This is a genomic window from Brooklawnia propionicigenes, assembly GCF_030297015.1.
GTDB lineage: Bacteria > Actinomycetota > Actinomycetes > Propionibacteriales > Propionibacteriaceae > Brooklawnia > Brooklawnia propionicigenes.
The window spans coordinates 2,629,039-2,652,463 of record NZ_AP028056.1; the positions used below are offsets into that span (position 1 = coordinate 2,629,039).

At 65.3% G+C, this 23,425-nt stretch carries 18 protein-coding genes and 1 tRNA gene; 14 read left to right on the forward strand and 5 right to left on the reverse strand.

Features of this window, described 5'->3' with window-relative positions; translation table 11 throughout:
• Positions 1 to 68 precede the first annotated feature (68 nt).
• Positions 69 to 1,511, reverse strand: a complete 1,443-nt coding sequence (gene gndA / locus QUE25_RS12095) for an NADP-dependent phosphogluconate dehydrogenase (protein WP_286265338.1) — start codon at positions 1,509 to 1,511, stop codon at positions 69 to 71.
• Positions 1,512 to 1,787: 276 nt separating this feature from the next.
• On the opposite strand from gndA, the gene QUE25_RS12100 reads away from it, so the two are divergent.
• Positions 1,788 to 2,807: a LacI family DNA-binding transcriptional regulator gene (locus QUE25_RS12100; protein ID WP_286265340.1), complete on the forward strand. Its 1,020-nt coding sequence runs from the start codon at positions 1,788 to 1,790 to the stop codon at positions 2,805 to 2,807.
• A gap of 42 nt (positions 2,808 to 2,849) precedes the next feature.
• Here QUE25_RS12100 and QUE25_RS12105 read toward each other — a convergent pair whose 3' ends face one another.
• On the reverse strand, positions 2,850 to 4,121 hold the full coding sequence (locus QUE25_RS12105) for a lactate racemase domain-containing protein (protein WP_286265342.1): 1,272 nt from the start codon (positions 4,119 to 4,121) through the stop codon (positions 2,850 to 2,852).
• A 153-nt stretch (positions 4,122 to 4,274) separates the two neighbouring features.
• Here QUE25_RS12105 and uxaC point away from each other — a divergent pair, with 153 nt between their 5' ends.
• Together uxaC and QUE25_RS12115 are read left to right on the forward strand one after the other, a co-directional pair.
• On the forward strand, positions 4,275 to 5,699 hold the full coding sequence (gene uxaC, locus QUE25_RS12110; protein WP_286265344.1) for a glucuronate isomerase: 1,425 nt from the start codon (positions 4,275 to 4,277) through the stop codon (positions 5,697 to 5,699).
• The gene (locus tag QUE25_RS12115; RefSeq protein ID WP_286265347.1) at positions 5,696 to 7,090 is read left to right on the forward strand and encodes a mannitol dehydrogenase family protein; all 1,395 of its coding nucleotides are present in this window, start codon (positions 5,696 to 5,698) and stop codon (positions 7,088 to 7,090) included. Before uxaC ends, QUE25_RS12115 begins: the two co-directional genes overlap by 4 nt.
• 54 nt (positions 7,091 to 7,144) lie before the next feature.
• Here QUE25_RS12115 and QUE25_RS12120 read toward each other — a convergent pair whose 3' ends face one another.
• Together QUE25_RS12120 and pepN are read right to left on the reverse strand one after the other, a co-directional pair.
• Positions 7,145 to 8,410: a dihydroorotase gene (locus tag QUE25_RS12120; RefSeq protein ID WP_286265348.1), complete on the reverse strand. Its 1,266-nt coding sequence runs from the start codon at positions 8,408 to 8,410 to the stop codon at positions 7,145 to 7,147.
• Positions 8,410 to 11,085: an aminopeptidase N gene (gene pepN / locus QUE25_RS12125; RefSeq protein WP_286265351.1), complete on the reverse strand. Its 2,676-nt coding sequence runs from the start codon at positions 11,083 to 11,085 to the stop codon at positions 8,410 to 8,412. The genes QUE25_RS12120 and pepN overlap by 1 nt, the downstream gene beginning before the upstream one ends.
• Before the next feature lie 202 nt (positions 11,086 to 11,287).
• On the opposite strand from pepN, the gene QUE25_RS12130 reads away from it, so the two are divergent.
• From QUE25_RS12130 to QUE25_RS12180, 11 genes are all read left to right on the forward strand, one after another.
• Positions 11,288 to 11,902 carry a mycothiol-dependent nitroreductase Rv2466c family protein gene (locus tag QUE25_RS12130; protein WP_286265353.1) on the forward strand — a complete coding sequence of 205 codons (615 nt, stop codon included), beginning with the start codon at positions 11,288 to 11,290 and terminating at the stop codon, positions 11,900 to 11,902.
• Between the two features lie 101 nt (positions 11,903 to 12,003).
• Positions 12,004 to 12,744, forward strand: a complete 741-nt coding sequence (locus QUE25_RS12135) for a hypothetical protein (protein ID WP_286265356.1) — start codon at positions 12,004 to 12,006, stop codon at positions 12,742 to 12,744.
• Positions 12,745 to 12,771: 27 nt separating this feature from the next.
• Positions 12,772 to 14,973: an NAD-dependent DNA ligase LigA gene (gene ligA / locus QUE25_RS12140; protein WP_286265360.1), complete on the forward strand. Its 2,202-nt coding sequence runs from the start codon at positions 12,772 to 12,774 to the stop codon at positions 14,971 to 14,973.
• Positions 14,974 to 15,024: 51 nt separating this feature from the next.
• Positions 15,025 to 15,483 (forward strand): ribose-5-phosphate isomerase, encoded by a 459-nt coding sequence (locus QUE25_RS12145; RefSeq protein WP_286265361.1) that lies wholly within the window; start codon positions 15,025 to 15,027, stop codon positions 15,481 to 15,483.
• Between the two features lie 70 nt (positions 15,484 to 15,553).
• A tRNA-Pro gene (locus QUE25_RS12150) sits at positions 15,554 to 15,626 on the forward strand.
• Positions 15,627 to 16,433: 807 nt separating this feature from the next.
• The gene (locus QUE25_RS12155) at positions 16,434 to 17,567 is read left to right on the forward strand and encodes a radical SAM family protein (RefSeq protein WP_286265363.1); all 1,134 of its coding nucleotides are present in this window, start codon (positions 16,434 to 16,436) and stop codon (positions 17,565 to 17,567) included.
• A gap of 19 nt (positions 17,568 to 17,586) precedes the next feature.
• Positions 17,587 to 19,689, forward strand: a complete 2,103-nt coding sequence (locus QUE25_RS12160; RefSeq protein ID WP_286265365.1) for a phosphoketolase family protein — start codon at positions 17,587 to 17,589, stop codon at positions 19,687 to 19,689.
• An 11-nt stretch (positions 19,690 to 19,700) separates the two neighbouring features.
• The gene (locus QUE25_RS12165) at positions 19,701 to 20,354 is read left to right on the forward strand and encodes an L-threonylcarbamoyladenylate synthase (RefSeq protein ID WP_286265369.1); all 654 of its coding nucleotides are present in this window, start codon (positions 19,701 to 19,703) and stop codon (positions 20,352 to 20,354) included.
• Entirely contained in the window at positions 20,351 to 21,157 is an 807-nt protein-coding gene (locus tag QUE25_RS12170) for a class I SAM-dependent DNA methyltransferase (RefSeq protein WP_286265371.1), read from the forward strand. The genes QUE25_RS12165 and QUE25_RS12170 overlap by 4 nt, the downstream gene beginning before the upstream one ends.
• Entirely contained in the window at positions 21,154 to 21,780 is a 627-nt protein-coding gene (locus tag QUE25_RS12175) for an HAD family hydrolase (protein WP_286265374.1), read from the forward strand. Before QUE25_RS12170 ends, QUE25_RS12175 begins: the two co-directional genes overlap by 4 nt.
• Positions 21,781 to 21,792: 12 nt before the next feature.
• Positions 21,793 to 22,512: a GGDEF domain-containing protein gene (locus tag QUE25_RS12180; protein ID WP_286265377.1), complete on the forward strand. Its 720-nt coding sequence runs from the start codon at positions 21,793 to 21,795 to the stop codon at positions 22,510 to 22,512.
• A gap of 73 nt (positions 22,513 to 22,585) precedes the next feature.
• Here QUE25_RS12180 and QUE25_RS12185 read toward each other — a convergent pair whose 3' ends face one another.
• On the reverse strand, positions 22,586 to 23,368 hold the full coding sequence (locus tag QUE25_RS12185) for a creatininase family protein (RefSeq protein ID WP_286265379.1): 783 nt from the start codon (positions 23,366 to 23,368) through the stop codon (positions 22,586 to 22,588).
• Positions 23,369 to 23,425 lie beyond the last annotated feature (57 nt).

Below are 23,425 nucleotides of genomic sequence, written 5' to 3' on the forward strand. Positions count from 1 at the left end.
ACCGGCCGGCTCCCCGAAGGGAACCGGCCGGTAGTGGTTGTCGGCAACTCGACCGATCGGACGCGGACTCAGTCGTCCGAGGTCTTCACCTCGGAGCGGTCGCCCGACCAATCCAGATGGAAGTGGCCCGGCTGATCGACACGCTCGTAGGTGTGCGAACCGAAGTAGTCACGCAGGCCCTGGGTCAGAGCGGCATTGTTGCGAGGTGCCCGCGCCATGTCGTAGTACGCCAGCGAGCTCGAGAAGACCGGAGCCGACACACCGGACTGCACGGCGGCCGACACCACCCGGCGCCAGGCGTCGTTGTACTGAGCCAGCTGCGGGGCAATGGACGGGGCGCACATCAGCGACACCAGATCGGGGTCGGCCGAGTACTCCTTGCGGATGTTCTCCAGCAGCTTGGCGCGGATGATGCAGCCGTCACGCCAGATCTTGGCGCAGTCGGCGACGTTGATGTTCCAGCCGAATTCCATGCCGCCGGTGCGGATCTCGTCGAAGCCTTGGGAGTAGGCGACCACCTTGGATGCCCACAGCGCCTGCCGGACGTCTTCGACGAACGCATCCTTGTCGGGCACCTGAAGCGTACGGTCGGGGCCCTGCAGCGTCTGCTGTGCGACGGCGCGCAGATCGTCGTGGCTCGACTCGGCCCGTGCGAAGACCGATTCGGCGATGCCATTGACCGGAACGCCCAGCTCGAGGGCGGTCTGCACCGTCCAGGTGCCGGTGCCCTTCATCCCAGCCCGATCCTTGATCACGTCGACCAGGGAGCCGCCGGTCTGCGGATCGGTCTGGCTCAGCACATCGGCGGTGATCTCGATCAGGTAGCTCGACAGCTCACCTTCGTTCCAGCTCTTGAAGATCTCCGCGGCCTCGGCATTGCCGATACCGGCGGCCTTCAGCAGCTCCCAGGCCTCACCGATGACCTGCATGTCGGAGTACTCGATGCCGTTGTGGATCATCTTGACGAAGTGGCCGGCGCCGTTCGGGCCGATCCAGGCGCAACAGGGCTCGTCGCCCACATGGGCGGAGATGGCCTCCAGCATCGGGCCGACGATCTTGTAGCTCTCCGGGGTGCCGCCGGGCATGATGGACGGGCCGGTCAGGGCGCCGTACTCGCCGCCGGACACGCCGGTGCCGACGAAGTGGAAGCCCTTGGCCGAGATCTCCTTCTCGCGGCGGATGGTGTCGCGGAAGTAGGCATTGCCGGCGTCCAGAATGATGTCGCCGGGCTCGAGATAGGGAAGCAGCTCCTCGATGGTCGCGTCAGTGGCGGCACCGGCCTTGACCATGATGATGATGGAGCGCGGATGCTCGATCGAGGCCACGAAATCGGCGATCGACTCCGAACCGATGAACTTGCCCTCGTTGCCGTGATCGGCCAGGACCTGCTGAGTCTTGGCGTAGGTGCGATTGAAGATCGCAACGGTGAACCCCTTGTGGGCGAGGTTACGGGCCAAGTTTGAGCCCATCACCGCCATACCGACGACGCCGATATTGGCCTTCTCTGACATATGCTGCTTCTCCTTGCTGTGTCGAGCCAAACAACCCTGGACCGCAATCCTGCCTGGTCGTGCGGCGCGCGAGCAATCGTTGCCGCTGTTTGCCGCCGATTGGCTCAGCCGCCGCTCCTGGTGACCGATATCAATCGCATCAGGCATCGCTGTCCGTGTCTAGACGCAACGCTACGGCGTCATGAGCCGATCTCGCGTAATTCAATACAAATCCGGGCAATGTTGCCACCGGTGGGCATCGTCATGGCTGAGCACGGGTCGGTTAGAGTGTTTCCCGTGGATAAGCCGGGCTCAGCAGACAAGGCCGTGACCATCTACGATGTCGCAAAGGCCGCTGGGGTAAGCCCGTCGACCGTCTCGCGGGCCTTCTCTCGTCCTGGACGGGTCAGTGCCCGGACGGCAGCTCACATTCACGAGGTGGCCGCCGAGCTGGGCTACCGAGTGCCGCAGGTCGTCAAGACCGAGGCAGCCCGGCAATCGAAGATGCTGGGCATCAGCGCCACCGACATCACGAACCCCTTCTTCTTCGGCATCATTCGCGGCGCCGAACATGTTGCTCTGGCCGAGGATTACTCGATCATCCTGGCCGACTCGCAGGAGAATGACGAGCTGGAGCGCCGGCTGTCCGATCGGACGATGCCGCTGGTCGACGGCATGATCGTCGCCACGTCGCGGCTGCCCGACTCCTTCTTGCGCAATGCCGCGAAAACCGCCCCGGTTGTTTCCCTGAACCGGCTGGTGCCAGGCCTGCCCAGCGTGATCACGGACAATGCCCGGGGGATGCGGCGGGCATTGGAACATCTGGCGGAGTTGGGTCACCGGCGGGTGGCCTATGTCAGCGGGCCGACCAACTCGTGGGCTGACGGCGCCCGGGAACGAGCGTTCCGTGAGGGCTGTTATGAGCTCGATCTGATGGATCATCGGGTAGGTCCGACAGCGCCGACCGTGCGCGGTGGGATGGGCATCCTGCCGCAGATCCGCGAGCAGCATGTCACGGCAGTGATCTGCTTCAACGATGTGGTGGCCGTCGGCGTGATGCGCGCTGCGAAGATGGCCGGAGTGCAGGTGCCCCACGAGTTGTCGGTCGTGGGTATTGACAATGTCTTCGTCGCCGACCTGGTGAGTCCGGGGCTGACCACGATCGCGTCGCCGCTCACCCTGCTGGGGGAGCGCGCCGCGCGGACGGTGATCGCGCTGGCCAACGGCCAGGAGCCGGAGACCAGCGCCGATCGTCCGTCGGTCTTGCCGATGCGGCTGATCGTCCGCGAATCGACCGGTCCAGCGCCCCGACGCTGACAGCTGCCGGATACATCGCGCGGGGTCGCTGCCCGGTCGCGGTCAGCTCTTGGGCCGCTCCGAAGCCAGCCGGAAGAGCACCTCACCGGCATCGGTGACGACATGGAATTCCGGATCCTCCATGAGCGCAGGGATCGTGGCCGGATCGCGGTATCCGACGTTGATGGACTCGCAGACCTCCGGCGGTATCTGGGTGGCAAAGGTCAGCTTCAGCCGGCAGCTCTCCACACCGGTTTCGGGATCGTAGCTGCCGGCGCCGCGGGCGTGGGTGGAATGCGCCAGTACGCCCCACGGCACGTCCTTGAACTTGTCCCACTGCTTCACGTAGTAGTCGCGGCAGTGGTAGCCGATCTCGTAGATCTCGGGGTGGGCTTCGGACACGGTCGTGATGTGCGGGGCGTAGAGGATCGTCTCGCCGCCGTCCGCCACGGCCGGCTCGGTCTTGTAGAAGCCCTTGGCTGCGGTCCAGATGTCGTGATAGCGCTGCGGGATCTCCGCGATGACGTTCTTGAACGGCGCGTCGACGTACTCGATGTGGGTCTGGGCGGTCACCTTCGCCTGCTCGGCCCAGGCATCCTCGGGGCTGCCGAATGACGCCGACTCCAGCTCGTCGGAGTATGCCTTGACCACGAATGCCAGGCAGTACTTCTCGCCCGGGATCAGGTGGGCGCCCTCGTTGATCATCGCGCGCACCGGGGTGGTGCCCGGGCTGCCGATCATCTTCGCCGACGTGATCAGCGCACCGACCCAGTGGGTCATGTCGATCAACTCGTGAGCCGCACAACCGGGGATGAAGTACTTGTTGCCGCCGGAGATGCCGACCACCTCGTGCGGCAGGATCGGGCCGACGATGATCTTCACATCGGCCTCGACGACCGTCTTGTTGATCAGCACATCGGTGCCGATATCGAGACGACCCCCGGACAGCTCACTGATGCGCTCGCCGCTGATGTGACCGACATCGACCAGCTGCTCGGGGTCCTTCCACAGGTGGTTGATGATCGGCATGCCCGGGTAGACCGCGCCGAGGTCCGCCTTCGGATCACCGGCCGCCCACAAGGCGATCTCGTCCGGCTCCATGTACTCGTGGGTACCCAGCGCGATGATGCAGGTGAGGCTGGCGGCCTTACCGGCCACGGCCTTGTAGACCGCTCGCAGGATGCGAGGCATCGGACAGCCGCGGGTGTCGTCCGGAATGATCAGGCACACGGATTTGCCGGCGAGGTCGACATCGCCGATCGCCGCGGCGACGAACCCCTCGAACTCTTCGACACCGATGTGGTAGCCAGGGCCACCGACGGTAGGTATGGACATGACACGCTCCTGGTTGTGATCGACTGCGACGTCCCGATTCACGATACAGCGCGGCGCGCCCGATTTGTCCTGCTGAATCCGCCGGCCGGCGCGGTGGCTGGCAACACGTGGCAACGTTTCGGGCAGGTGATCGGCATGCATCAGAATGTGGCCATGGCACCTGAACTGACTTTGCATGAAGACCGCTTGTTCTCTGCGGACGGGGCCGTCCGTCAGATCTCGCGGCGCATCTATGCCGAAACCAAGGACCTGCCCATCATCTCGCCGCACGGCCACGTACCGCCCGCCTGGATGAGCGAGAACCTCTCGTTCGGCAACCCCACGCGGCTGCTGCTGACTCCTGACCACTACATCAACCGCATCCTGCACGCCAACGGCGTCGAACTGTCCGAGCTGGGCGTTCCGGTGACCCGCACCGATATGACCGAGGCCGACAACCGGGCGGCGTGGCGCACCTTCTGTGCACACTGGAGCGATTTCAACGGCACCGCGATGCGGTACTGGCTGACCGATCAGCTGGTGGGTGTCTTCGGCGTGACCCAGCGTCCGAGCATCGAGACCGCCGATGAAATCTACGACACCATCCAGGCCTGGATCGACGACGACAATCATCGTCCGCGTGCCCTGATGGATCAGTTCAAGATCGAGTTCATCGCCACCACCGACGACCCCTGCGACGACCTGCATGACCACGAGAAGCTGGCCGCCGATGCCGAGTTCTCCGCGAAGCATCGCGTGGCGCCGACCTTCCGTCCCGACAAGTACCTGACCCCGGCCAACCCGGACTGGAACCAGCGCGTCGATACGCTCGGTGAGGTGGCCGGCGTCGACGTCAGCACCTTGGCCGGTCTCACGTCGGCCCTGGAGAACCGTCGCGCATACTTCAAGGCTCATGGCGGCGTCAGCACCGACCATGGCATTCAGGACCTTGATGCGGCCTATCTCGATGCGCAGGACGCCGAGCGGCTCTACGGCAAGGCCCGCGCGGGTGAGATCACCGCGGCAGAGGCCACGGCTCTGCATCACCACCTGATCATGGACCAGGTGCGGATGGCCACTGAGGACGGCCTGACTCTGACCCTCCACCCGGGAGCTTTCCGCGATCACGATCGCGCCACCTTCGAGGCTTACGGTGCCGACGTCGGCTGCGACATTCCCTACGCCATCGAGGTCACCCGCGCCACGCGCGAGATGCTCAACAGGTTCGGCAATCATCCGAACCTCAATCTGGTGCTGTTCACCTTGGACGAGGATGTCTACAGCCGCGAGATCGCGCCGCTGGCAGGCTTCTACCGTTCGCTGTACATCGGCGTGCCCTGGTGGTTCATCGATGCCCCCGAGTCGATCATGCGTTTCAAGCAGTCGGTCACCGAGATGGCCGGGTTCAGCCGCATCTCGGGCATGATCGACGACACCCGCGCCTTCTGCTCGATCCCGGCTCGCCACGACATGATGCGCCGGCTCGATGCCGCGCACCTGGCGAACCTCGTGGCGGCGCACCGCCTCGATGAGGACGAGGCCATCGAGCAGGCCCGCAAACTGGTCGTGGACAACCCCAAGAAGGTGTTCAAGCTGTGAGCCGCATCCTGAACCGCGCCCAGGACGGCCGGCCCGCCGCGCCGATCCGGATCGTCCACCTGGGCATCGGCAACTTCACTCGCGCCCACCAGGCGTGGTACACCGAGCACGCCAGCGACGCCGACCAGTGGGGCATCGCGGGCTTCCCCGGACGCACCACCTTGCGGCCCCGAGTCTCGCCGCGCGACGATGCCCTGGACGCCCAAGAGGGGCTCTACCAGCTGGACATTCAGGCTCCCGAGGGCGATCGGGTCGAGGTGATCAGCTCGATCAGCGCGTCCTTCCGTTCGCACGACATCGAGTCCTGGATGACACTGTTCGCCGACCCGCAGGTGGTCATCGTCACCTCGACGATCACCGAGGCCGGCTACTGCCGCAACCCGCAGGGCGATCTTGATCTGGGCAATCCGGAGCTGATCGCCGATCTGGACAAGTTGAAGTCGGGCCAGCTCGACGAGCCGGTGTTCACCGGACCGGCGAAGTTCGTCCGGGGCCTGTTGGCCCGCCGGGCCGCCGGCGCCGGTGCGATCACCTTCGTGCCGTGCGACAACGTGCCGGAGAACGGCACGATGGCCGAGACCGTTATCCGGCAGGCCGCCGACTACGTCGATGCGAGCCTGCTGGAGTGGATCGACGAGAATGTCGGATTCGTGACCACGATGGTCGACCGCATCACCCCGCATACCAGCGAGGAAGACGCCGCCCGGGTCGCCGAACTGACCGGAATCGTCGACCCCGGGCTGGTGGTCTGCGAACCCTTCGCCGAGTGGGTGCTGGCAGGCGAATTCAAGGCGGGCCATCCAGACTGGGAGAGCGTCGGCGCCAAGTTCGTGGACGACGTGGTTCCCCATGAGATGCGCAAGCTCTACTTGCTCAATGGCTCGCATTCGCTGATGGCCTACTGCGCTCCGGTGCTCGGGTTGGAGACCGTCTACCAGGCGATCAACGATCCGCGGGTGCTCGGCTGGGTCAACGCCTTCTGGGACGATGCGGTGCAGCAGGTTCCGTTGCCTGACGCCGAGAAGCAGGCGTATCGCGCGGCGTTGCTGGAGCGGTTCACCAATCCGCGGATGAAGGATCAGCTGGCCCGCATCGCTGCCGACGGCACCCAGAAGCTGCCGATCCGGATCGTGCCGCATCTCAAGGCGTTCGCCGCTGCGGGCAAGGTCGCCACCGGAGCAACTCGTCCGGTCGCGGGCTGGGTGCTGCATCTGCGGGGTGTCGGCGCCCCGGTCAATGATGCGGCCGCGTCCGCACTGGTCAACGAGGTGCGCTCCGGCGACCTGGACAGCGCGGTGCATGCCGTGCTGCGCTTCCTGCAGATCGACGACGAGCAGATCGCCGCCACCGTGCTCAGCCAGGCCCAGGAGATGGAGGCCATGCGCGCCTGACCCGGGCTGACCGCCCGGGCGCCTCGTACCTGGGCGGTCAGGGCCCCTGGGCGGTCAGGACCGGCGGGAGTAACTGAGATGGCCTGAGTAGAAGGTCATCTCGATCGGGTCGGGCAGCTCCAGGCCGTGATACGGGTTATTGCGGGACGCCGAACTCGATCGCTCCCGGTCGACCCGGGCCCGCCGGACCGGATCCACCAGCACCAGATTGGCCACCTCGCCCGGACGCAGCGCACCGCCCTGGCCGGAGGCGCCGGTGATACGCGCCGGCATGGCACTCATGACCCGGACGACGTCGGTCCAACCCATGCGTCCGGTGTTCACCATGGTTTCCAGGACCGAGGCGAGTGCCTGTTCGAGACCGAGCATGCCCGGCTTGGCGTGCGCGAAGTCGCCCTGCTTGGCTGCCGGATCGTGGGGCGCGTGATCGGTGCCGATCACATCGATGGTGCCGTCGGCCAACGCCGCGCGCAGCGCCTCGATGTCCTCGGAGCCGCGCAACGGTGGATTGACCTTGAAGGTGGTGTCCAGCGCACGCAGATGTTGTGAATCCAGCAGCAGATGGTGGGGCGTCACTTCGGCGGTCACCTGGACGCCGCGGGCCTTAGCCCAGCGCACCACCTCCACGCTCTCCGCGGTGGTGATGTGGCAGGCGTGCAGGTGTCCGCCGGTCAGCTCAGCCAGTTGCACGTCACGCGCGATGATCGTGGACTCGGCGGCCCATGGCCAGCCGGTCAGGCCGAGGTCGGCTGCGACCGATCGCTCGTCGGCGGCGGCCTCCGGGCCCGCCAGCACATGATCTTGGCTGTGCTGGGCGATGATCACCCCGTGTACGGCCGACAGCTGCAGTGCCTCGCGCATCAGGGCGGAGTTCATGACGCAGCGACCGTCGTCGCTGAACATCCGTACCCCGGCGGCCGCCATCTCGGCGATGGGGGACAGCCGTTCGCCGGCCAGTCCTATCGTGATCGAACCGACCGGGAACACCTCGGCATTCCCGGCTGCCCGGCCCAATGCCGCGATGTGGGCAGCGCGGGCCACCGAATCGGTCACCGGATCGGTATTGGCCATCGCGAAGACCGCGGTGAAACCGCCCCGCGCCGCGCAAGCGGTTCCGCTCGCCACGGTCTCGGACGCCTCGAAACCCGGCTCACGCAGGTGGGTGTGCATGTCGACGAAACCGGGCAGCGCCAGCAGCCCATCCGCCTCGATCACCTCAGCGCCCGGGGCCATCTCGGCAACCAGATGACCATCGGCGATGTGCAGCTCCAGCGGCTCGCCCTGGGACGAGCGCGCTCCCTTGATCGTGTAGCTGCTCACTACTGATCCTGGTCGTCCTGCTGGTCACCGGAGCCCTGGTCACCGGAGGCCTGGTCGCCGCCGGAGGCTTGCTCACCGTTGACGGTTTGGCCGAACTCCTGCACCTTGATGCCGCGCAGCGCCTCGGCGCGCGAGTCGGCCAGCACCCGGCGCACCTGCTCGGGCAGATCGCGGGCCTCGACCCACTCGTCGAGCTTGACGATCCACTCGCGATCCGCGAGGACTGCCGGCCACAGGTAGGTCAATGCGGTCTGGCGTGCGACATGTCCACGTTTGGCCCAGCTACCCGATGAGGTGGCGATCTGATCACACAGCTCCAGGTAGGCGTCCTGGTAGCCGTTGAGCAGTTCTTCTTGGCCGAACTTCCAGAAGTTCGCGGCGATGGCGACGTGGGTGCCGTTCGGGATGTCGACCTCGTCGGTGGCCAGCCGCCAGGCTTCCGCCTTGGTCTGCGGATCGGCCAACGCGGCGCGCGCACCGGCGGCGGATTCGGCGCCCGAGATCGTGCGGTCCGAGTCGTGCTCGGCATCGATCTGGTCAGTGCCGATGCGTCCCAGTCGGGCGAGCGTGGTGAGGATTGCCCAGCGGCGGTCGGTATCGATCGGCAGGCCTTCGGGCACCTCCTCGCCGGTCAGCCAGCCCTCCAGCAATCCCGCGCCGGCGGGGGAGTCGACGGCCGAGATCATCCCGTCGGCCACCGCAAGTTGCCGGTCCGAACCGGGTTGCGCGGTCTTCAGGAGTTCGGCCAGGCCGGCCACCAGTCGCGCGCGCAACTGATGACGTTGGCCGGGCGCGGCGTAGCGGGTGACCGCCAGATGGGCCTGGCGGAGTTGGTTGATGATCGCTGTCACATCGGATTCGGTCTGTAACCCGCTGAGTATCAGAGTCAGGTAGTCGGACGAGGTCATCTCCGCGTCGCGCCAGGTGTCCCAGGCGCTGGTCCAGACCACCGCACGGGCGAGCGGATCGACCAGTTGCGCCATGTTCTCGGTCACCACCCGCTGCGAGTCGGGGTCGAGACGGACCTTGGTGTAGCTGAGGTCACGGTCATTGAGCAGTACGAGATCGGCGCGGGGTTTGCCCACCAGCGCCTCGGCGATCGTCCGTGCCCCCTTGACATCGATCTCCAGCGACTCGCGGCGCAGCAGGCCGCCGACGCGCAGATCGTAGAGCCCGATGGCCAACCGTTGGGTGCGCAGCGTCGGATGCGCCGGGTCGGCGCTCTGCAGCACCTCGAACCGTGAATAGCTGCCGTCGTCGGCGATATCGAAATCGGCCCGCACCAGGTTCACGCCGGTGGTTTCCAGCCATTCGGACGCGAACCCGGACAGGTCGCGCCCGCTCGACTTCTGCAGTGCATCGAGCAGATCGGCGAATGTCGTATTGCCCCAGGCGTGTTCGGCGAGGTAGTCGCGCACCCCGGCGAGGAACTGGGATTCACTGACATAGGCGACCAGCTGCTTGAGGACGCTGGCGCCCTTGGCGTAGGTGATGCCGTCGAAGTTCTGGTCGACGGTCTCCAGATCGATCATGTCGGCCGCGATCGGGTGGGTGCCGGGTGCCTGGTCGACGCGGTAGGCCCACAGCTTGCGCATATTGGCGAAGGTCGTCCAGGGGTCATTGCCGCCGTAGCGGTGCGCGATCTCGCTCTGGCAGTAGTAGGCCGACCACTCGGCGAAGCTCTCGTTCAGCCACAGATCGTCCCACCACTTCATGGTGACCAGATCGCCGAACCACATGTGGGCGAGCTCGTGCAGGATCGTGTTGTCCCGCCGCGCGTAGTCGTCCTGGGTGACCTTGGAACGGAAGAGGTATTCGTCTCGGAAGGTGACGCAGCCCGCGTTCTCCATGGCGCCGGCGTTGTACTCGGGCAAGAAGAGCTGATCGTAGGAGTCGAAGGGGTATTCGCGTCCGAATGCCTGTTCGTAGACCTCGAAGCCCCGCTGAGTGGTGGTGCCCATCTGCTCGGCCTCCAGGTAGCGTGCCATCGACTCGCGGCACACGAAGTCGGCGGGCACGACACCCTTGATCGAGGTGATCTCACCGGTGTGCACATGGAACTCGCCTGCCACCAGTGCGGTGATGTAGCTGGAGATCGGCGGGGTGGGCGCGAAATGCCAGGTGGTGAAGCCATCGCCGCCCGGCTCGTGCTCGGCGGGTCGCGAGTTGGAGTAGACCTTCCAGTCCTCGGGTGCCTTGACGGTCAGCTCGAAGGTGGCTTTGAGATCAGGCTGGTCGAAGCAGCCGTACATGCGGCGCGCATCGGCGGTTTCGAACTGGGTGTAGAGGTAGACCTTGCCGTCGGCGGGATCGACGAAGCGGTGCAGGCCCTCACCGGTGCGGGAGTAGCGGCACAGCGCGGTGACGGTCAGCTGATGCTCGCCGCTGGCCAGATCGAGGGCGAGCCGGAAGCCATCGTGGGCGTCCGGGGGCTGCTGGACGCCGTCCAACCAGGCATCGATGACCTCGTCGGCGATCAGATCGAGCCAGCTGTGGCCCGCCTCGCTGGCGAACTGCACGGTCGAGGTGGAGATGAAGGTGGCGGCCGGATCTGCGAGCGGCTCGTCGTCCAGTCCGCGTCCGGTGAGGTCGACGGTGACGCGGTAGGCATGGTTGGCGATGAGCTGGGACCGCTGCTGTGCTTCATCCCTCGTGATGTTCACCGAACTGGTCATGGGGCCTTCCAATCTTTGTCCGTTCGCCGCATTCGCGCACCTGGGTTGGTCCCCGGGTTAGGGAGCCATCGCCCACACTGATGTGCACGTAACATTTTGGAGGTTACCGGCTGGCGCGGGCATTTCGCGCTCGACCCACGGTTGTTCGCGCACCGAGAATTGTCCTGTCTTGAATTGCAGGCCCGCATCTAGGCTGTGGTGCATGAGTGAAGAACGTCAGCAGGTTGATTTCTGGTTCGATCCGTTGTGCCCGTGGGCGTGGATGGCATCACGCTGGATGCTCGAGGTGGAGAAGGTCCGTCCGGTGCACACGGTCTTCCATGTGATGAGCCTGTCGGTGCTCAATGAGGGCCGCGACCTGGACCCTGGCTACCTCGATCACATGAAGCGCGGTTGGATCGGTGTTCGTGCTGCGATCGGCGTGGAGCAGCAGTACGGCACCGAGGCCCTGCGCGATTTCTACACGGCTCTGGGTACCCGCTATCACCCAATGGGCGAGACCGTGGGCGATCCCGAGGTCGTCAAGGCGGCATTGCGCGAGTGCGGATTCGACGAAACCATCGCCGACCGGGCCCAAACCGACGAATACGATGAGGCGCTGAGGCTGTCCCATCACCAGGGCATGGATCCGGTCGGCAGCGATGTCGGCACTCCGGTCCTGCACATCAACGGGAAGGCCCTTTTCGGGCCGGTCATTTCGCCTGCGCCCACCGGTGAGGCCGCCGGAGATCTGTTCGACGGCGTTTCCAAGGTTACGGCCGCCGATGGTTTCTTCGAGTTGAAGCGCAGCCGGGATCGCGAGCCAATTTTCAACTAATCTCCGCGTTTCCCGCGTGGCAACCGGCCATAACGGCAACTGCTTCATACGATGGGCCCGACCATCGAGGCGAAATGCCGTTCTGGACGGGGTGAGACGACATGTCAGTCGCTGAGCAGCTTGAGATTGCTGCGCCGGCAACAACCGCGCGACGCGGGTACTTTGCCGACGAAGATGCACCGCACCTGCAAGTGGCGCCTCGCCGGGCGCAGATCACCGACATGGTGATGCCCGGATTCGGCTTTGAGAAGTTCCCCATCGTGCGGGAGAATCCGCGCCGCCGCGCGCCCATGCGGGCTCTGCTCGATCGTTGGCTGCTGCGCGAGGGCAGTGCCCGCCGCGCGCTGCTCGACCCGAACGAACTGCTGGCGGCCGAATTGGTGCGGCTGTCGGGCCTGGATCCGCGTTGGGGCTTTCTGCAGGCCACCCGCGCAGCCGACGAAGGCACCGAGCTGGATCACTGGGCGGTCGGCCCCGGCGGTGTGTACCTGCTGAATGCCAAGCATCTGCCCGGTTCGAAGCTGCGGGTCAGCGGAGACCGGTTCTTGGTGGACGGCCACGATGAGCCCTATGTTTCGCAGATCCGTGGCGAGGCCCGTCGGCGCGCCGGTGGCTTCTCGACGTCGATGCGCTGGGAGATCGGCATCACCGGTGTGATCGTTCCGGTGAACGACCGGCGTCTGGTGATCGAGCGGTTCCCCGACGATGTTGCGGTCATCGATCAGTCCGACATCGCGAACTGGCTGGTCAACCGTCCCGAGCAGTTCAACAAGCGGCAGGTGCTGGCAGCCTTCGAGGCCGCCCGCGAAACCACCTTGTGGACGCCAAGGTTCGCGTCCTGAGCTTGGGGCGGCTGCCAGGATTGATCCATGCCTTCGGATGACGACGACGACCAGATCACCGGTGCCGACCTGCACTTGAACGCAACCCCCGAGGTCGCTGAGCCGGGGCTGGGCGAGCAGCACCGCTGGAGCGAGTTGGCGGGACGCATCAACGACGCCCAAGAGGCCTATTACGGCTTGGACGCGCCCACGATGTCGGACGCCGAATACGACTCGCTGATGCGCGAACTGCAGGATCTGGAGAAGCGTTTTCCGCAACTGCGCACTCCCGACAGCCCCACGCAGCGGGTCGGCGCAGCACAACGCGTCACCGATTTCGCGCCGGTCACCCATCTGGAGCGGCTGCTCAGCCTCGACGACATCTTCAGCACCCAGGAACTCACCGATTGGATCGCCCGTACCCAGCGGTCACTCGGCGAGCAGAAAGCGTCATGGTTGTGCGAACTGAAGATCGACGGACTGGCCGTTGACCTGGTCTATCGCGGTGGCCGGCTGGTATCCGGTGCGACCCGCGGCGACGGCAGGGTAGGCGAGAACGTCACCCCCAACGTGTTGACGATCGCAGGAATCCCGCATCAGTTCGCTGGACCCGACATCCCCGAGGTGCTCGAGGTCCGCGGTGAGATCTTCTTTCCCATCGAGGCATTCGCAGATCTGAATGCATCGTTGGTTGAGGCAGGAAAGGCCCCTTTCGCAAACCCACGCAATGCGGCGGCCGGTTCGCTGCGGCAGAAGAACCCTGCGGTGACGGCCACCCGCCCACTTCAGCTGCTGGTGCACGGCATCGGGGCCCACGAGGGCATGAACATAGAGCGCCAGTCGCAGGCCTACGAGTTGCTCGCCGGCTGGGGATTCCCGACCTCACCGGCATACCGGGTGGTCTCGTCGGTGTCCGACGTGCTGCACTACGTGAGCTACTACGGAGAACACCGGCACGATCTCAAACATGAGATCGATGGTGTGGTGGTCAAGGTCGATGACCTCGCCCAGCAAGCACAACTCGGCTCGACGTCACGGGCGCCGCGCTGGGCGATCGCCTACAAGTACCCGCCCGAACAGGTGAACACCAAGCTGCTCGATATCCAGGTCAATGTCGGACGCACCGGCCGCGTGACCCCCTTTGCGGTGATGGAGCCGGTCAAGGTCGCCGGTTCCACGGTCTCGCGGGCCACCTTGCACAATGCCTGGGAAGTGACCCGCAAGGGCGTGCTGATCGGTGACACCGTCGTGCTGCGCAAGGCCGGTGACGTGATCCCGGAGATCCTCGGGCCGGTCGTGGAACTGCGCGATGGCACCGAGCGACCCTTCGTGATGCCCACCCACTGCCCGGTCTGCGGGGCGGAGCTTCGTCCGGAAAAGGAATCCGACAAGGACATCCGCTGCCCGAACGCGAAGTCCTGCCCCGCTCAGCTGACCGAACGGCTGTTCGCGCTGGCATCGCGGCACAGCCTCGACATCGAGGCCCTGGGCTGGGAGGGGGCCCGCGGGTTGCTGGCCAGCGGGGTGCTGACGAACGAGGCGGGCCTTTTCGACCTGACCGCCGCACAGCTGATGCGGGTGCCCTTGTACACCAGGGCGGCCAAGAAGTCGGACCCGCCCGATCAGATCGTCGATGGACGCGTGCTGTCGGCGACCGGCCACAAGTTGCTGTCGAATCTGCAGTCCGCCAAGCAGCAGCCGCTGTGGCGAGTGCTGGTGGGCCTGTCGATCCGCCACGTCGGGCCGACCGCGGCACGGGCGCTGGCCGATCACTTCGGCTCGATGGACGCGATCAGGTCTGCGTCGGTGGACGAGTTGGCGACCACCGAGGGCGTGGGCCCGATCATCGCTGAGGCGGTTGTGGAGTGGTTCACCGAGCCCTGGCATCTCGAGGTGGTGGATCGCTGGGCGGCCGCCGGGGTGCGGATGGCCGACGAGCCGGCCGCACCTCAACAGACTGAGCCGCAGACCCTGAACGGGCTGACGGTTGTTGTCACGGGCACATTGAAAGGCTTCACCCGGGACTCTGCGAGGGACGCAATCCTTGCCCACGGCGGGAAGGCCGCGACCTCGGTGTCACGCAAGACCGACTATGTGGTGGTGGGGGAGAACGCAGGGTCGAAGGCCGCCAAGGCGGAGGAACTGGGGTTGCCGATCTTGGACGAGGACGGTTTCGTCCGGTTGCTGGATTCGGGGCCGCAGGCCGAGGGCGAGCCGGCCGAGAGAACTGGGCGCAAAGCCGACAAGTAGCCGCAGGCGAGCCAGTCGCGCTCGGGGCCGGGATCTGGAATTATTGCTTTCATGCGCGTACACATCGGGACTGACCATGCCGCTTTCGAGTTGAAGGAATACCTCGTCGAGCATCTGAGGGCAGAAGGTTTCGATGTGATCGATCACGGCGCCCATGAGTTCGATCCGAGCGACGACTATCCGGACTTCATCATCCCGACCGCCGAGGCTGTGTTGGCCGACGAGGGTTCGCTGGGGATCGTGCTGGGCGGCTCGGGCAATGGCGAGCAGATCGCGGCCAACAAGGTGAAGGGCATCCGCGCCGTGTTCGCCGATCGTGTCGAGTTCGCTGAGCTGGGTCGCCAGCACAACGATGCCCGGTGCGTGGCGATGGGCGGACGCTTCGTCACCCCGGAGCTGGGACTGGAGATCGCGCGGGCCTTCTTGACTACGCCATTTTCTGGCGACGAGCGTCACGCCCGCAGGATCGCGGAGCTGGAGCAGTACGAGCAGACCGGCTCGCTTGCCTGACGCTCCGCAAGTGGAGCGAAACGAGCAGGTCCAGTACACTTGGTCGAGTTCGCCACTTCAACGGCGGCACCGGGGCGTAGCGTAGTGGCTAGCGCGCCTGCTTTGGGAGCAGGAGACCGCAGGTTCGAGTCCTGTCGCCCCGACGCCAATGTGCCTTTGACTAGGCATTATGCGTCCATGTACTCTGATCGTTCATCCTGTCGCCCTTGGGGCGGAATCTGCGTGGTGGCTAGGGGTGATGTCTCGAACTCGGGCACGAACGCTGGGGCTTAGGGTGGTCAAGAGTGGACAGCTTGGTGCCCCATATAAGCCCCAAGAGCCTGCGAGATATTGATGCGGAGCCCTTGACGCCGGTCTAGGAGTGTGCATTGCGGTGTCCAAGGATGGCTACGCGCCGGTCGGAAGGGCCGGCCTGAGGGGTCGTCTCTGAGGCTCACGATTGTTTGTTACTGACTGACGGTCATCCCGATGGTCGTGACCTCGCTCTCATGCCCAGTAGCGGACGTTGGCGGATGCCCGGAATGGGACGAGCGCGACCCACGAGGCTCCGGGACGGGCCAGTTCTAAACGCCGGATGGGTCACCTGATGGCGCTGTCACCGTGCCGGCTTGAACCGGTCAACTGAACGCTGCACGCCTGTGCTGGAACGGCGACGCGGACGGGTGCCTGGGTCGGCGCCAACGTAGCCGGGCGGCCGGTGGTTCAGGTCGCGCGGAGTGGGAAAGCAGCTGGTGGTGGGGACGTGGAGCTGTGGTCCGCGCCCGCCGGTCACGCGTCTGCGGCCCAGCCGTGTCATCACGATCGTCTGTGTCGGATTGTGGTCAGGGCGAGCCGACTCACCCGGCTGGCCTGATGATTGCTAGAGTGACTGGGGCTCGACCCTGAGCGCTTCAAAGGAGAACCCCCACTTTCAGGAACTGGACCCCCGAATGAACACGGCACATGACTCGTTGTCCCTCGAAGAGCTACGGTTCTACGCGGATCGACACTCCATTCCTGTTGAGGATGTGGTGTTCATTGCCCTCAACTTCTTTGGCCTCAACTGGGATGTTGAATTCAATCGGATGAGGACTGCGCTGCGACTGTCTGAGGACAGCCGTTTCTCTGAGGCGCGGGCACTCGATGAATGGAATTACTATCTGGCGCTGCCGGTGCGGCCGGACAGCCCGTTCCGGCTGGAGAATGGCGACCTGTTGTTGGGCTCCGATCTGGTGGGCCGGACGTTCGGGGCCACCGAGGACTATTGCGACTCCCACTATCAACGACGCATGGGAACCTGTCTCAACATCAATCCCAACACCCGGACCTCGTGTCGCGGGTGCGACTTCTGCTACACCGCCTACCAAGTGCCACTCGATCGCCAGAAAATGACAACACCGGATGAGATCCGCGGCTTCTTCACGAACTGGGTGAGTGAACAGCGCGTTCCCGACTTGAGTCACCTGCAACAGATCTCCATCGTCACCGGCTGCTACGGCAGTGAAGCGCACCTGGTGAATTTCCTGCTGTCCTTGAGGGATGAAGCATCGAAGCTCGGGTTCGATGGTCGGATCTTCTACCTCGGGTCCGCGCTCTCGGACCCTGTCGCCATCAAGAGGCTGGGGGAGTCGGGACCGTTCGGCTATTGCATTTCGCTCGAGTGTTTCGATCGGCGCACCATCCTGCACCGTACGAAGGCCGCCTTGTCACTCGAGGCGATCAAGGAGACGATGTCCACCAGCATGGACGCCGGCATGGAAGTGAACTACACGTACATCGTCGGCCTGGAGCCCATCGAGGAGTTCATCCCCCGCATGGAAGAGTTCACGGCGTGCACCAACAAGTTCCCCACCGTCAATCTCCTCCAACTGCACCAGCAGCATGATGCCGGGCTACGGGACCCGTCAGCTGGGACGCTCGACTACTATCTGAGCGCACGACGGGCCATCGAGAACATCTACCGCGACACCGAGCTGCGTCCTAAGGCCTGGGAAGATTACCGGAGCCTGTGGTTCCTGAGATTCGGCGGGGAGGCTGTCGAGGGCCCGCGGTTCCCTGACAGGGAATCGATCAGTGAGCTGCAGGGGTTGAGCGTCGGTGCCTAACGGCCAACCAGCACCCAGATTGTCGAGCATCACGGACTTCTGGCGGGCCGCCAACTTTCTGTCGCTGTCGCTGCTGTATCTCAACCGTCCGGTCCTGGCCCCCAGCACGCTCGACCCGGAGTCCGTCAAGCCGCGGATCTTCGGCCATTGGGGGGTGTGCCCCAGCATCAACGCCGTCTACGCCCACCTGAACGACCTGTGCCGCAGAACAGAGCGACAGGTCAACCTCGTGGTCGGGCCAGGACACGCGGGCCCGGCCCTGGCGGCCTGCACCTTCCTCGATGACAGCCTCCACCGGGCGTATCCCCAGTTCTCCCGAGACCTGGATGGCCTCGCCGCTCTCCTGGCGTCCTACTCAACCGAGGACGGCTTCTCCACGGAGATCTCCATGGAGTACCCCAACGTGGACTATGTCGGCGGGGAGTTGGGCAACGCCCTGGCCTTCGCACAAGGGGCCGTGCTCGGATCGCCCGAACGAATCGTCGTCGCCATGGTCGGCGACGGCGAGCTAGAGACCGCCGCAGGGCACTCCTCGTGGCAGGGCTTCGACTATCTCCATCCCGCCCATGACGGCATCGTGATCCCGGTCATCAACGCCAATGGTTTTCGCATGGGGTCGCGGTCGTTGTGGAGCCTGCGATCACGCGATCGGCAGCGCTCGCTCCTGGCGGGTTACGGCATCGTCCCCATCTTCGTCGGCGCCGACCACCAGGAGCTGGCCGACGCATTCGACCAGGCCCTCGACCGCGCCCACACAGGACACGGGAGTTGGCCAGCGATCGTCCTGGAGACCCCGAAGGGCTGGACAGGCCCCGGCCACCTCAACGGCGAGGCGTTCCTGGGCACCCGCCATGCCCACAAACCCCTGCTGAAGAGCCCCAGAACCGATCCCCACCAATTAGAGGAACTGCGGTCCTGGTTGGCGTCGTACGCGCCCGAGACGCTGTTCACCGCGGCGGGGGAGCCCGCTCCCGGTGTCCTCGCCTGTCTGCCGTCCGGTGACAGCGGAATCCGGCCACTGCGGGTCAGCATCCCCAGCGTTCCCGGGGATACCGCGACGAGGCCCAGCGATCACGACACCGCGTTTGCGGCTCTTCGAGACGTCGCCATGAGCGCCGTGCAGGATGATGCGAGTGTCTACCTGATCGGCCCGGACGAACTCGAATCGAATACCTTCCTGGGGGCGGGCCATTCCACACCCCTTCGCCACGGATTCACCACCGACCCCGGCTTCGCCCCCGACTCTCGCGTGATGGAAATACTCAACGAGAGCGTGTGTTTCGACTGGTCCTGGGGGCTAGCAGCCAGCAACCGACGACCGATCTTCGTCTCCTATGAAGCGTTCAGCCCGATCTTCGCGAGCCAAGCAGACCAGTTCCTGAAGCAAATCCGGGCCGGGTCCCAGGTCCCGCACCGAACAGCCGCACCCGGCGTCACCCTGGTTCTGACGAGCCTGGGCTGGTACAACACCCCGACCCACCACAATCCGAGCTTCGTCGATTCCCTCGTCAGCCGTGTCGCCAGCCCCGAACTCGCCGTCTACATGCCCGTGCAACCGAGCTCGGCCGCGGCCTACATGCGCGAGGCGCTGTGCTCCACCGACCGGCTCAGCGTCCTCGTGGCCAGCAAGCACGGATTAGGCCTGTTGGCGAAGCAGCCCTCACCTGGATTGCACCAGGAGCCCGAGACTCTCACCGGATGGACCACCCTCGCCGAGGCAAGCGCCACCGCCGGCCCATCGGTGTGCTTCGTCGCCGTGGGTGACCTCATGGCCGAAGTCGCCACCTACGTTGTCCCCCACGTGGCCACCAAGACCGGCAGGCACACCAACGCGGTCGCCATCGAGGACCTCAGCATGCTGGGCCACGCCCACCACCCCGGCTGGGAATCGCTGCTGCCCCGTCTGGAGCACAGCCACCACGTACTGTGGCTCTACGGGGGACGTCCAACGGCGATCAAGCCACACCTCGCGGATCTGGGACTCCTCACCGGGGCGACAGTGCTGGGCTTCCAGGACAACGACCAGGCCCCGTCCGGCCTGCCACGCCTCAGGGTGAACGGACTCGACCCCGAGACGGTGGTGGCGCTGGCTGTTTCTCTCGCGGAAGGGACACCACAGTGACCTTGACCACGATGGACGCGTCGGCCGCATCCGTGTCGGCCGCGGTGGAGTGCCTGCGCCAAGGCACCATCGTGATTGTGCCCACGCAGCGCTGGTACATGGTCTGTTGCGACGCCCGCCGGCCAGATCTCGTGGAGGCCATCCATACGGCCAAACAACGCCCAATGGATCGACCCTTACTGCTGCTCATGCCAGACGTCGCCACCCTGCGGTCCCTGTTTCGCACCAGCCACGAGACCGATCGCCTGATCGATCGGCTCCTCCCAGGCGAAATGACGCTCCTGCTGACCTGGCGCGACCCGGAGGAACAAGATAGGTACATCAGCGCTTCCGCGGGCGAAACACTGGTGAGCTGTGCCCCGAGCCTGTTGGGCGACATCTGTGCCCTCTTCGGCGCGCCGATCGCCTGCACGTCAGCGAATGTGTCCGGGCCCGTAGCACCCCAGGGGGCCGGCCCGTCGATCAGCTTCGAGGAGGTCACGTCGTTCGTGGCGTCTTCCGGGCTCCAGGTCGCCCTCGCTCTGGATGGGGGAGTGTGCCCGAACTTCCAGCCCACAACCATCGTCGACGCCCAAGACGCCACGTCGACACCCACGATCACCAGAGCTGGGTTTATCCATTCACGCGCCATCGAGCGTGCTCTTCACGACAGGAATGCGACATGACCAACCAAGCCGAGACACCGGACGCCTTCAAGGGGACGTCGTACTACTACGCCAAGTACCGTCCGGGCATCCCGGACGAGGTCGTGGACTACGTGCAGCGTCGATTCGTCCTCGACGGCACGGGAACCCTGCTCGACATGGGCTGCGGAACCGGACTGTCGACCCTAGCCCTGGCCCCGCTGTTCGACCACACCGTAGCGTTCGACACCAACGCTGAAATGTTGGCGGCCGCGCGCCAGGCCGACCCGGGCACCTCGAGGATCGAGTGGCAGCAACGATCCGACCGTGATGTTGTTGCGGGCGAAGGCCCCTACCGGGTTGCAACCGCCTGCCGCTCCTTCAACTGGATGGACCAATACCCCCTGCTCGACACGCTCCATTCGACCCTGACCTGCGGCGGCGGTGTCGCGCTGATCGGCGACGGCAGCTTCTGGACAGGTGACGATCCATGGCAAGCCCTCATCCGGTCGATCATCCAACGCTTCCTCGGCGAGGACAGACGAGCAGGCAAGAAGAAGTACTCCGCCCCGACCGAGCCCTACACCACGATGCTCACCAACGCCGGCTACGCCCGCGTCGAGTACGAAGACATTCCCGTCACCCGGACCTGGACCACACAGACCATCCTCGGCTACCTCTACTCCACCTCCTTCTCCGCCCGCGACCTGTACGGGGATCGACTCGACGAGTTCGAAGCCACCATGACGTCCGAACTGTTGACGGCCAACGATGGCCTGGACCAATTCGTCGAGAATGCCCACTTCGTGGTGCAAAGCGGGATCCACGAGTGCCAACCCGAATGAAGGCTGTCAGCTTCGACATCGGCAACACCCTCCTCCAGGGCGGGCCAGGCGGCGGATACTGTTCCCACTTCGCGCGCTGCGTCGATCGCCCATTCGACTGCTTGCGGCCCATCTTTCGTCAGTACTTTCTGACGACGCGCACCGACCTCGCCGCAGCAACCAGGGCGGCGTGCGGCGCGATCGGCCACGCCGACGCCGACGCCATCATCGACAGCTATCGCCCGCAGCCTGCGCGGGTGTTCCCAGATGCTCTGCCCTGTCTCGAGTGGCTGAAAACTCGAGGCTTCAGGATGTTCGGGCTCAGTAACTGCACCCCATGGGAAGCAGGGGGGCTGGTTGAGACAGGGCTCGCCGCGTTCCTGGAAGACGTGATCTACTCCTTCGACGCCGGCGCCATCAAGCCGGAACAGCCAATATTTCAGCGCGCGATCGAGCAGGTGGGGATCCCCACCGCGGAGGTGACCCACGTCGGCGACAGCCTCGGCGCCGACATCCACGGTGCGATCAGCGTCGGCTGGAAGGCCGTGCTCCTCGACCGCGGCCGCTCCAGCGAGCATCCCGGCCTGCCACCTGCGGTTCCCGTGATCTCGACGCTCGACGACCTCCCAGACTCCCTCACGTAGTCAGGTGGCGACGTGACAGATGGAAGCGAAGACGACGCGTGGCGGCGGCTCGCCGGCCTGGCCGAGACTCTCCACTCCCCGGCCACGCTGCGCGACGACGACCTTGCGCGCGCCGAGGAGCAGATGCGGGCAACCATCGATTCCCTCTCCCCGCATGTAGGCAGCGTCGCCGGCTGCGTCGCAGCACTCATCCACGAGGTGCGAGCTCAGAGGTCCGAACTGGAGGAACTGAGACAACGCCTGGTCTCCGAAGCACGACTCGACCCTCTCACCGGCGTCCAGAACCGACTGCGAGGACGAGAGCTCCTCACGGAGTGGCAGCTCGCGGGCCAGCAGTTCACCGTCTGCTTCGTCGATCTCGACGGACTGAAGCTGGTGAACGACCATCTCGGCCACCACGAGGGCGACAGGTACCTGCGCTGCGTGGCGGAGAATCTGAACGCCCTGACCGAAGCGAACGCCGTTTGCCGGGTCGGCGGCGACGAGTTCCTCGTCCTGTTCCTGAACGCTGCTGAGGATGACTGCCGTGACCTCATGGCTGGCGTCCAGACGAGACTTGCGGAAGCGTCACCGTCGACCGGGCCACAGTTCAGCATCAGCTACGGCATCGCCGGGGGAATCAGTACCAGCCCGCGTGGCGAGGACCTGCTCCGCCTCGCCGACGAACGGATGTACCAGCACAAGGGAGCGCAGCATTCGCTGCGCAGCCCGGACCCCGCCACCACCTCGTAGGAGCCGCGATCACCCAGCATCAGATCCGCGTCCAGCCTGCCGGTCCAACCGCTTCCGGCCGCCGGCGGCCAGCCTACGAACCCCGATGCTGCTCAGCGACGATCTGGGTCAACACCGACTCGGCCCTCTGGACCGCGTCGGACACAATCTCGCGCCCCAGTTCCGGAGTTGCTGCAGCAGCGTCACCGATGATTCCGTCCGTGCTGAGACGACTATCGCCGGACTTCCACGGCCAGGTCACCCCACGATCCAAGATCTTCGCCCGGACATCCGGCTGCGCACCCTCGGGCAACGCGCCGGGCAACAAACTCACGTCCACCAGATGCGGCGCCAACTCCATCATCACCGACGTCTCACTCTTCCCCCCATGGACCTCGGGCCAGGCAGAGCCAGACTTGACGGACGACAAAGCCGTCGGGTGCAGGACCGCGACCGAGACGCCATAGGTCGACTGCAGCTCGTAGACCAACGCCTCAAGCACGCCGCGGTTGCCCCCATGGCCGTTCACCAACGCCAGGTTCCGCGACGCGCTGCTCTCAACAAGCCCCGCAACGATCCCGTGCAGGGTGGCGCAATAGGTGGCGACGGTGAGGCTGATCGTGCCCGGACTCCCTGCATGTTCACGTGACAAACCGAACGGGACAGTGGGTAGCCTCCACAGGTCAAGCTGCTCGCCGTATGCCGCCACGAGCCGGTCTGTGAAACCTCCCGCCAGAACGGAGTCGGTCTCAATCGGCAGGTGGGGTCCGTGCTGCTCGGTCGAGCCGAGCGGCAAGCAGATGATCGAGTCTCGACCGACCAGCTCCCGCACCTGCTCCCTGGACAGGGCCGTGTAGTCACGCGCATCAGTCTTCATGCCAGGAACCTCCAACAACGTGGATGTGTGGGACCGGTGGGACACCAGTCCCGTGCA

Bases quoted from the DNA above. Each gene is read 5' to 3' on its own strand.
- gndA (WP_286265338.1), bottom strand. From the start codon at position 1,511: ATGTCAGAGAAGGCCAATATCGGCGTCGTCGGTATGGCGGTGATGGGC.
- QUE25_RS12105 (WP_286265342.1), bottom strand. From the start codon at position 4,121: ATGTCCATACCTACCGTCGGTGGCCCTGGCTACCACATCGGTGTCGAA.
- uxaC (WP_286265344.1), top strand. From the start codon at position 4,275: ATGGCACCTGAACTGACTTTGCATGAAGACCGCTTGTTCTCTGCGGAC.
- pepN (WP_286265351.1), bottom strand. From the start codon at position 11,085: ATGACCAGTTCGGTGAACATCACGAGGGATGAAGCACAGCAGCGGTCC.
- QUE25_RS12130 (WP_286265353.1), top strand. From the start codon at position 11,288: ATGAGTGAAGAACGTCAGCAGGTTGATTTCTGGTTCGATCCGTTGTGC.
- QUE25_RS12135 (WP_286265356.1), top strand. From the start codon at position 12,004: ATGTCAGTCGCTGAGCAGCTTGAGATTGCTGCGCCGGCAACAACCGCG.
- ligA (WP_286265360.1), top strand. From the start codon at position 12,772: ATGCCTTCGGATGACGACGACGACCAGATCACCGGTGCCGACCTGCAC.
- QUE25_RS12145 (WP_286265361.1), top strand. From the start codon at position 15,025: ATGCGCGTACACATCGGGACTGACCATGCCGCTTTCGAGTTGAAGGAA.
- QUE25_RS12165 (WP_286265369.1), top strand. From the start codon at position 19,701: ATGGACGCGTCGGCCGCATCCGTGTCGGCCGCGGTGGAGTGCCTGCGC.
- QUE25_RS12170 (WP_286265371.1), top strand. From the start codon at position 20,351: ATGACCAACCAAGCCGAGACACCGGACGCCTTCAAGGGGACGTCGTAC.
- QUE25_RS12175 (WP_286265374.1), top strand. From the start codon at position 21,154: ATGAAGGCTGTCAGCTTCGACATCGGCAACACCCTCCTCCAGGGCGGG.
- QUE25_RS12185 (WP_286265379.1), bottom strand. From the start codon at position 23,368: ATGAAGACTGATGCGCGTGACTACACGGCCCTGTCCAGGGAGCAGGTG.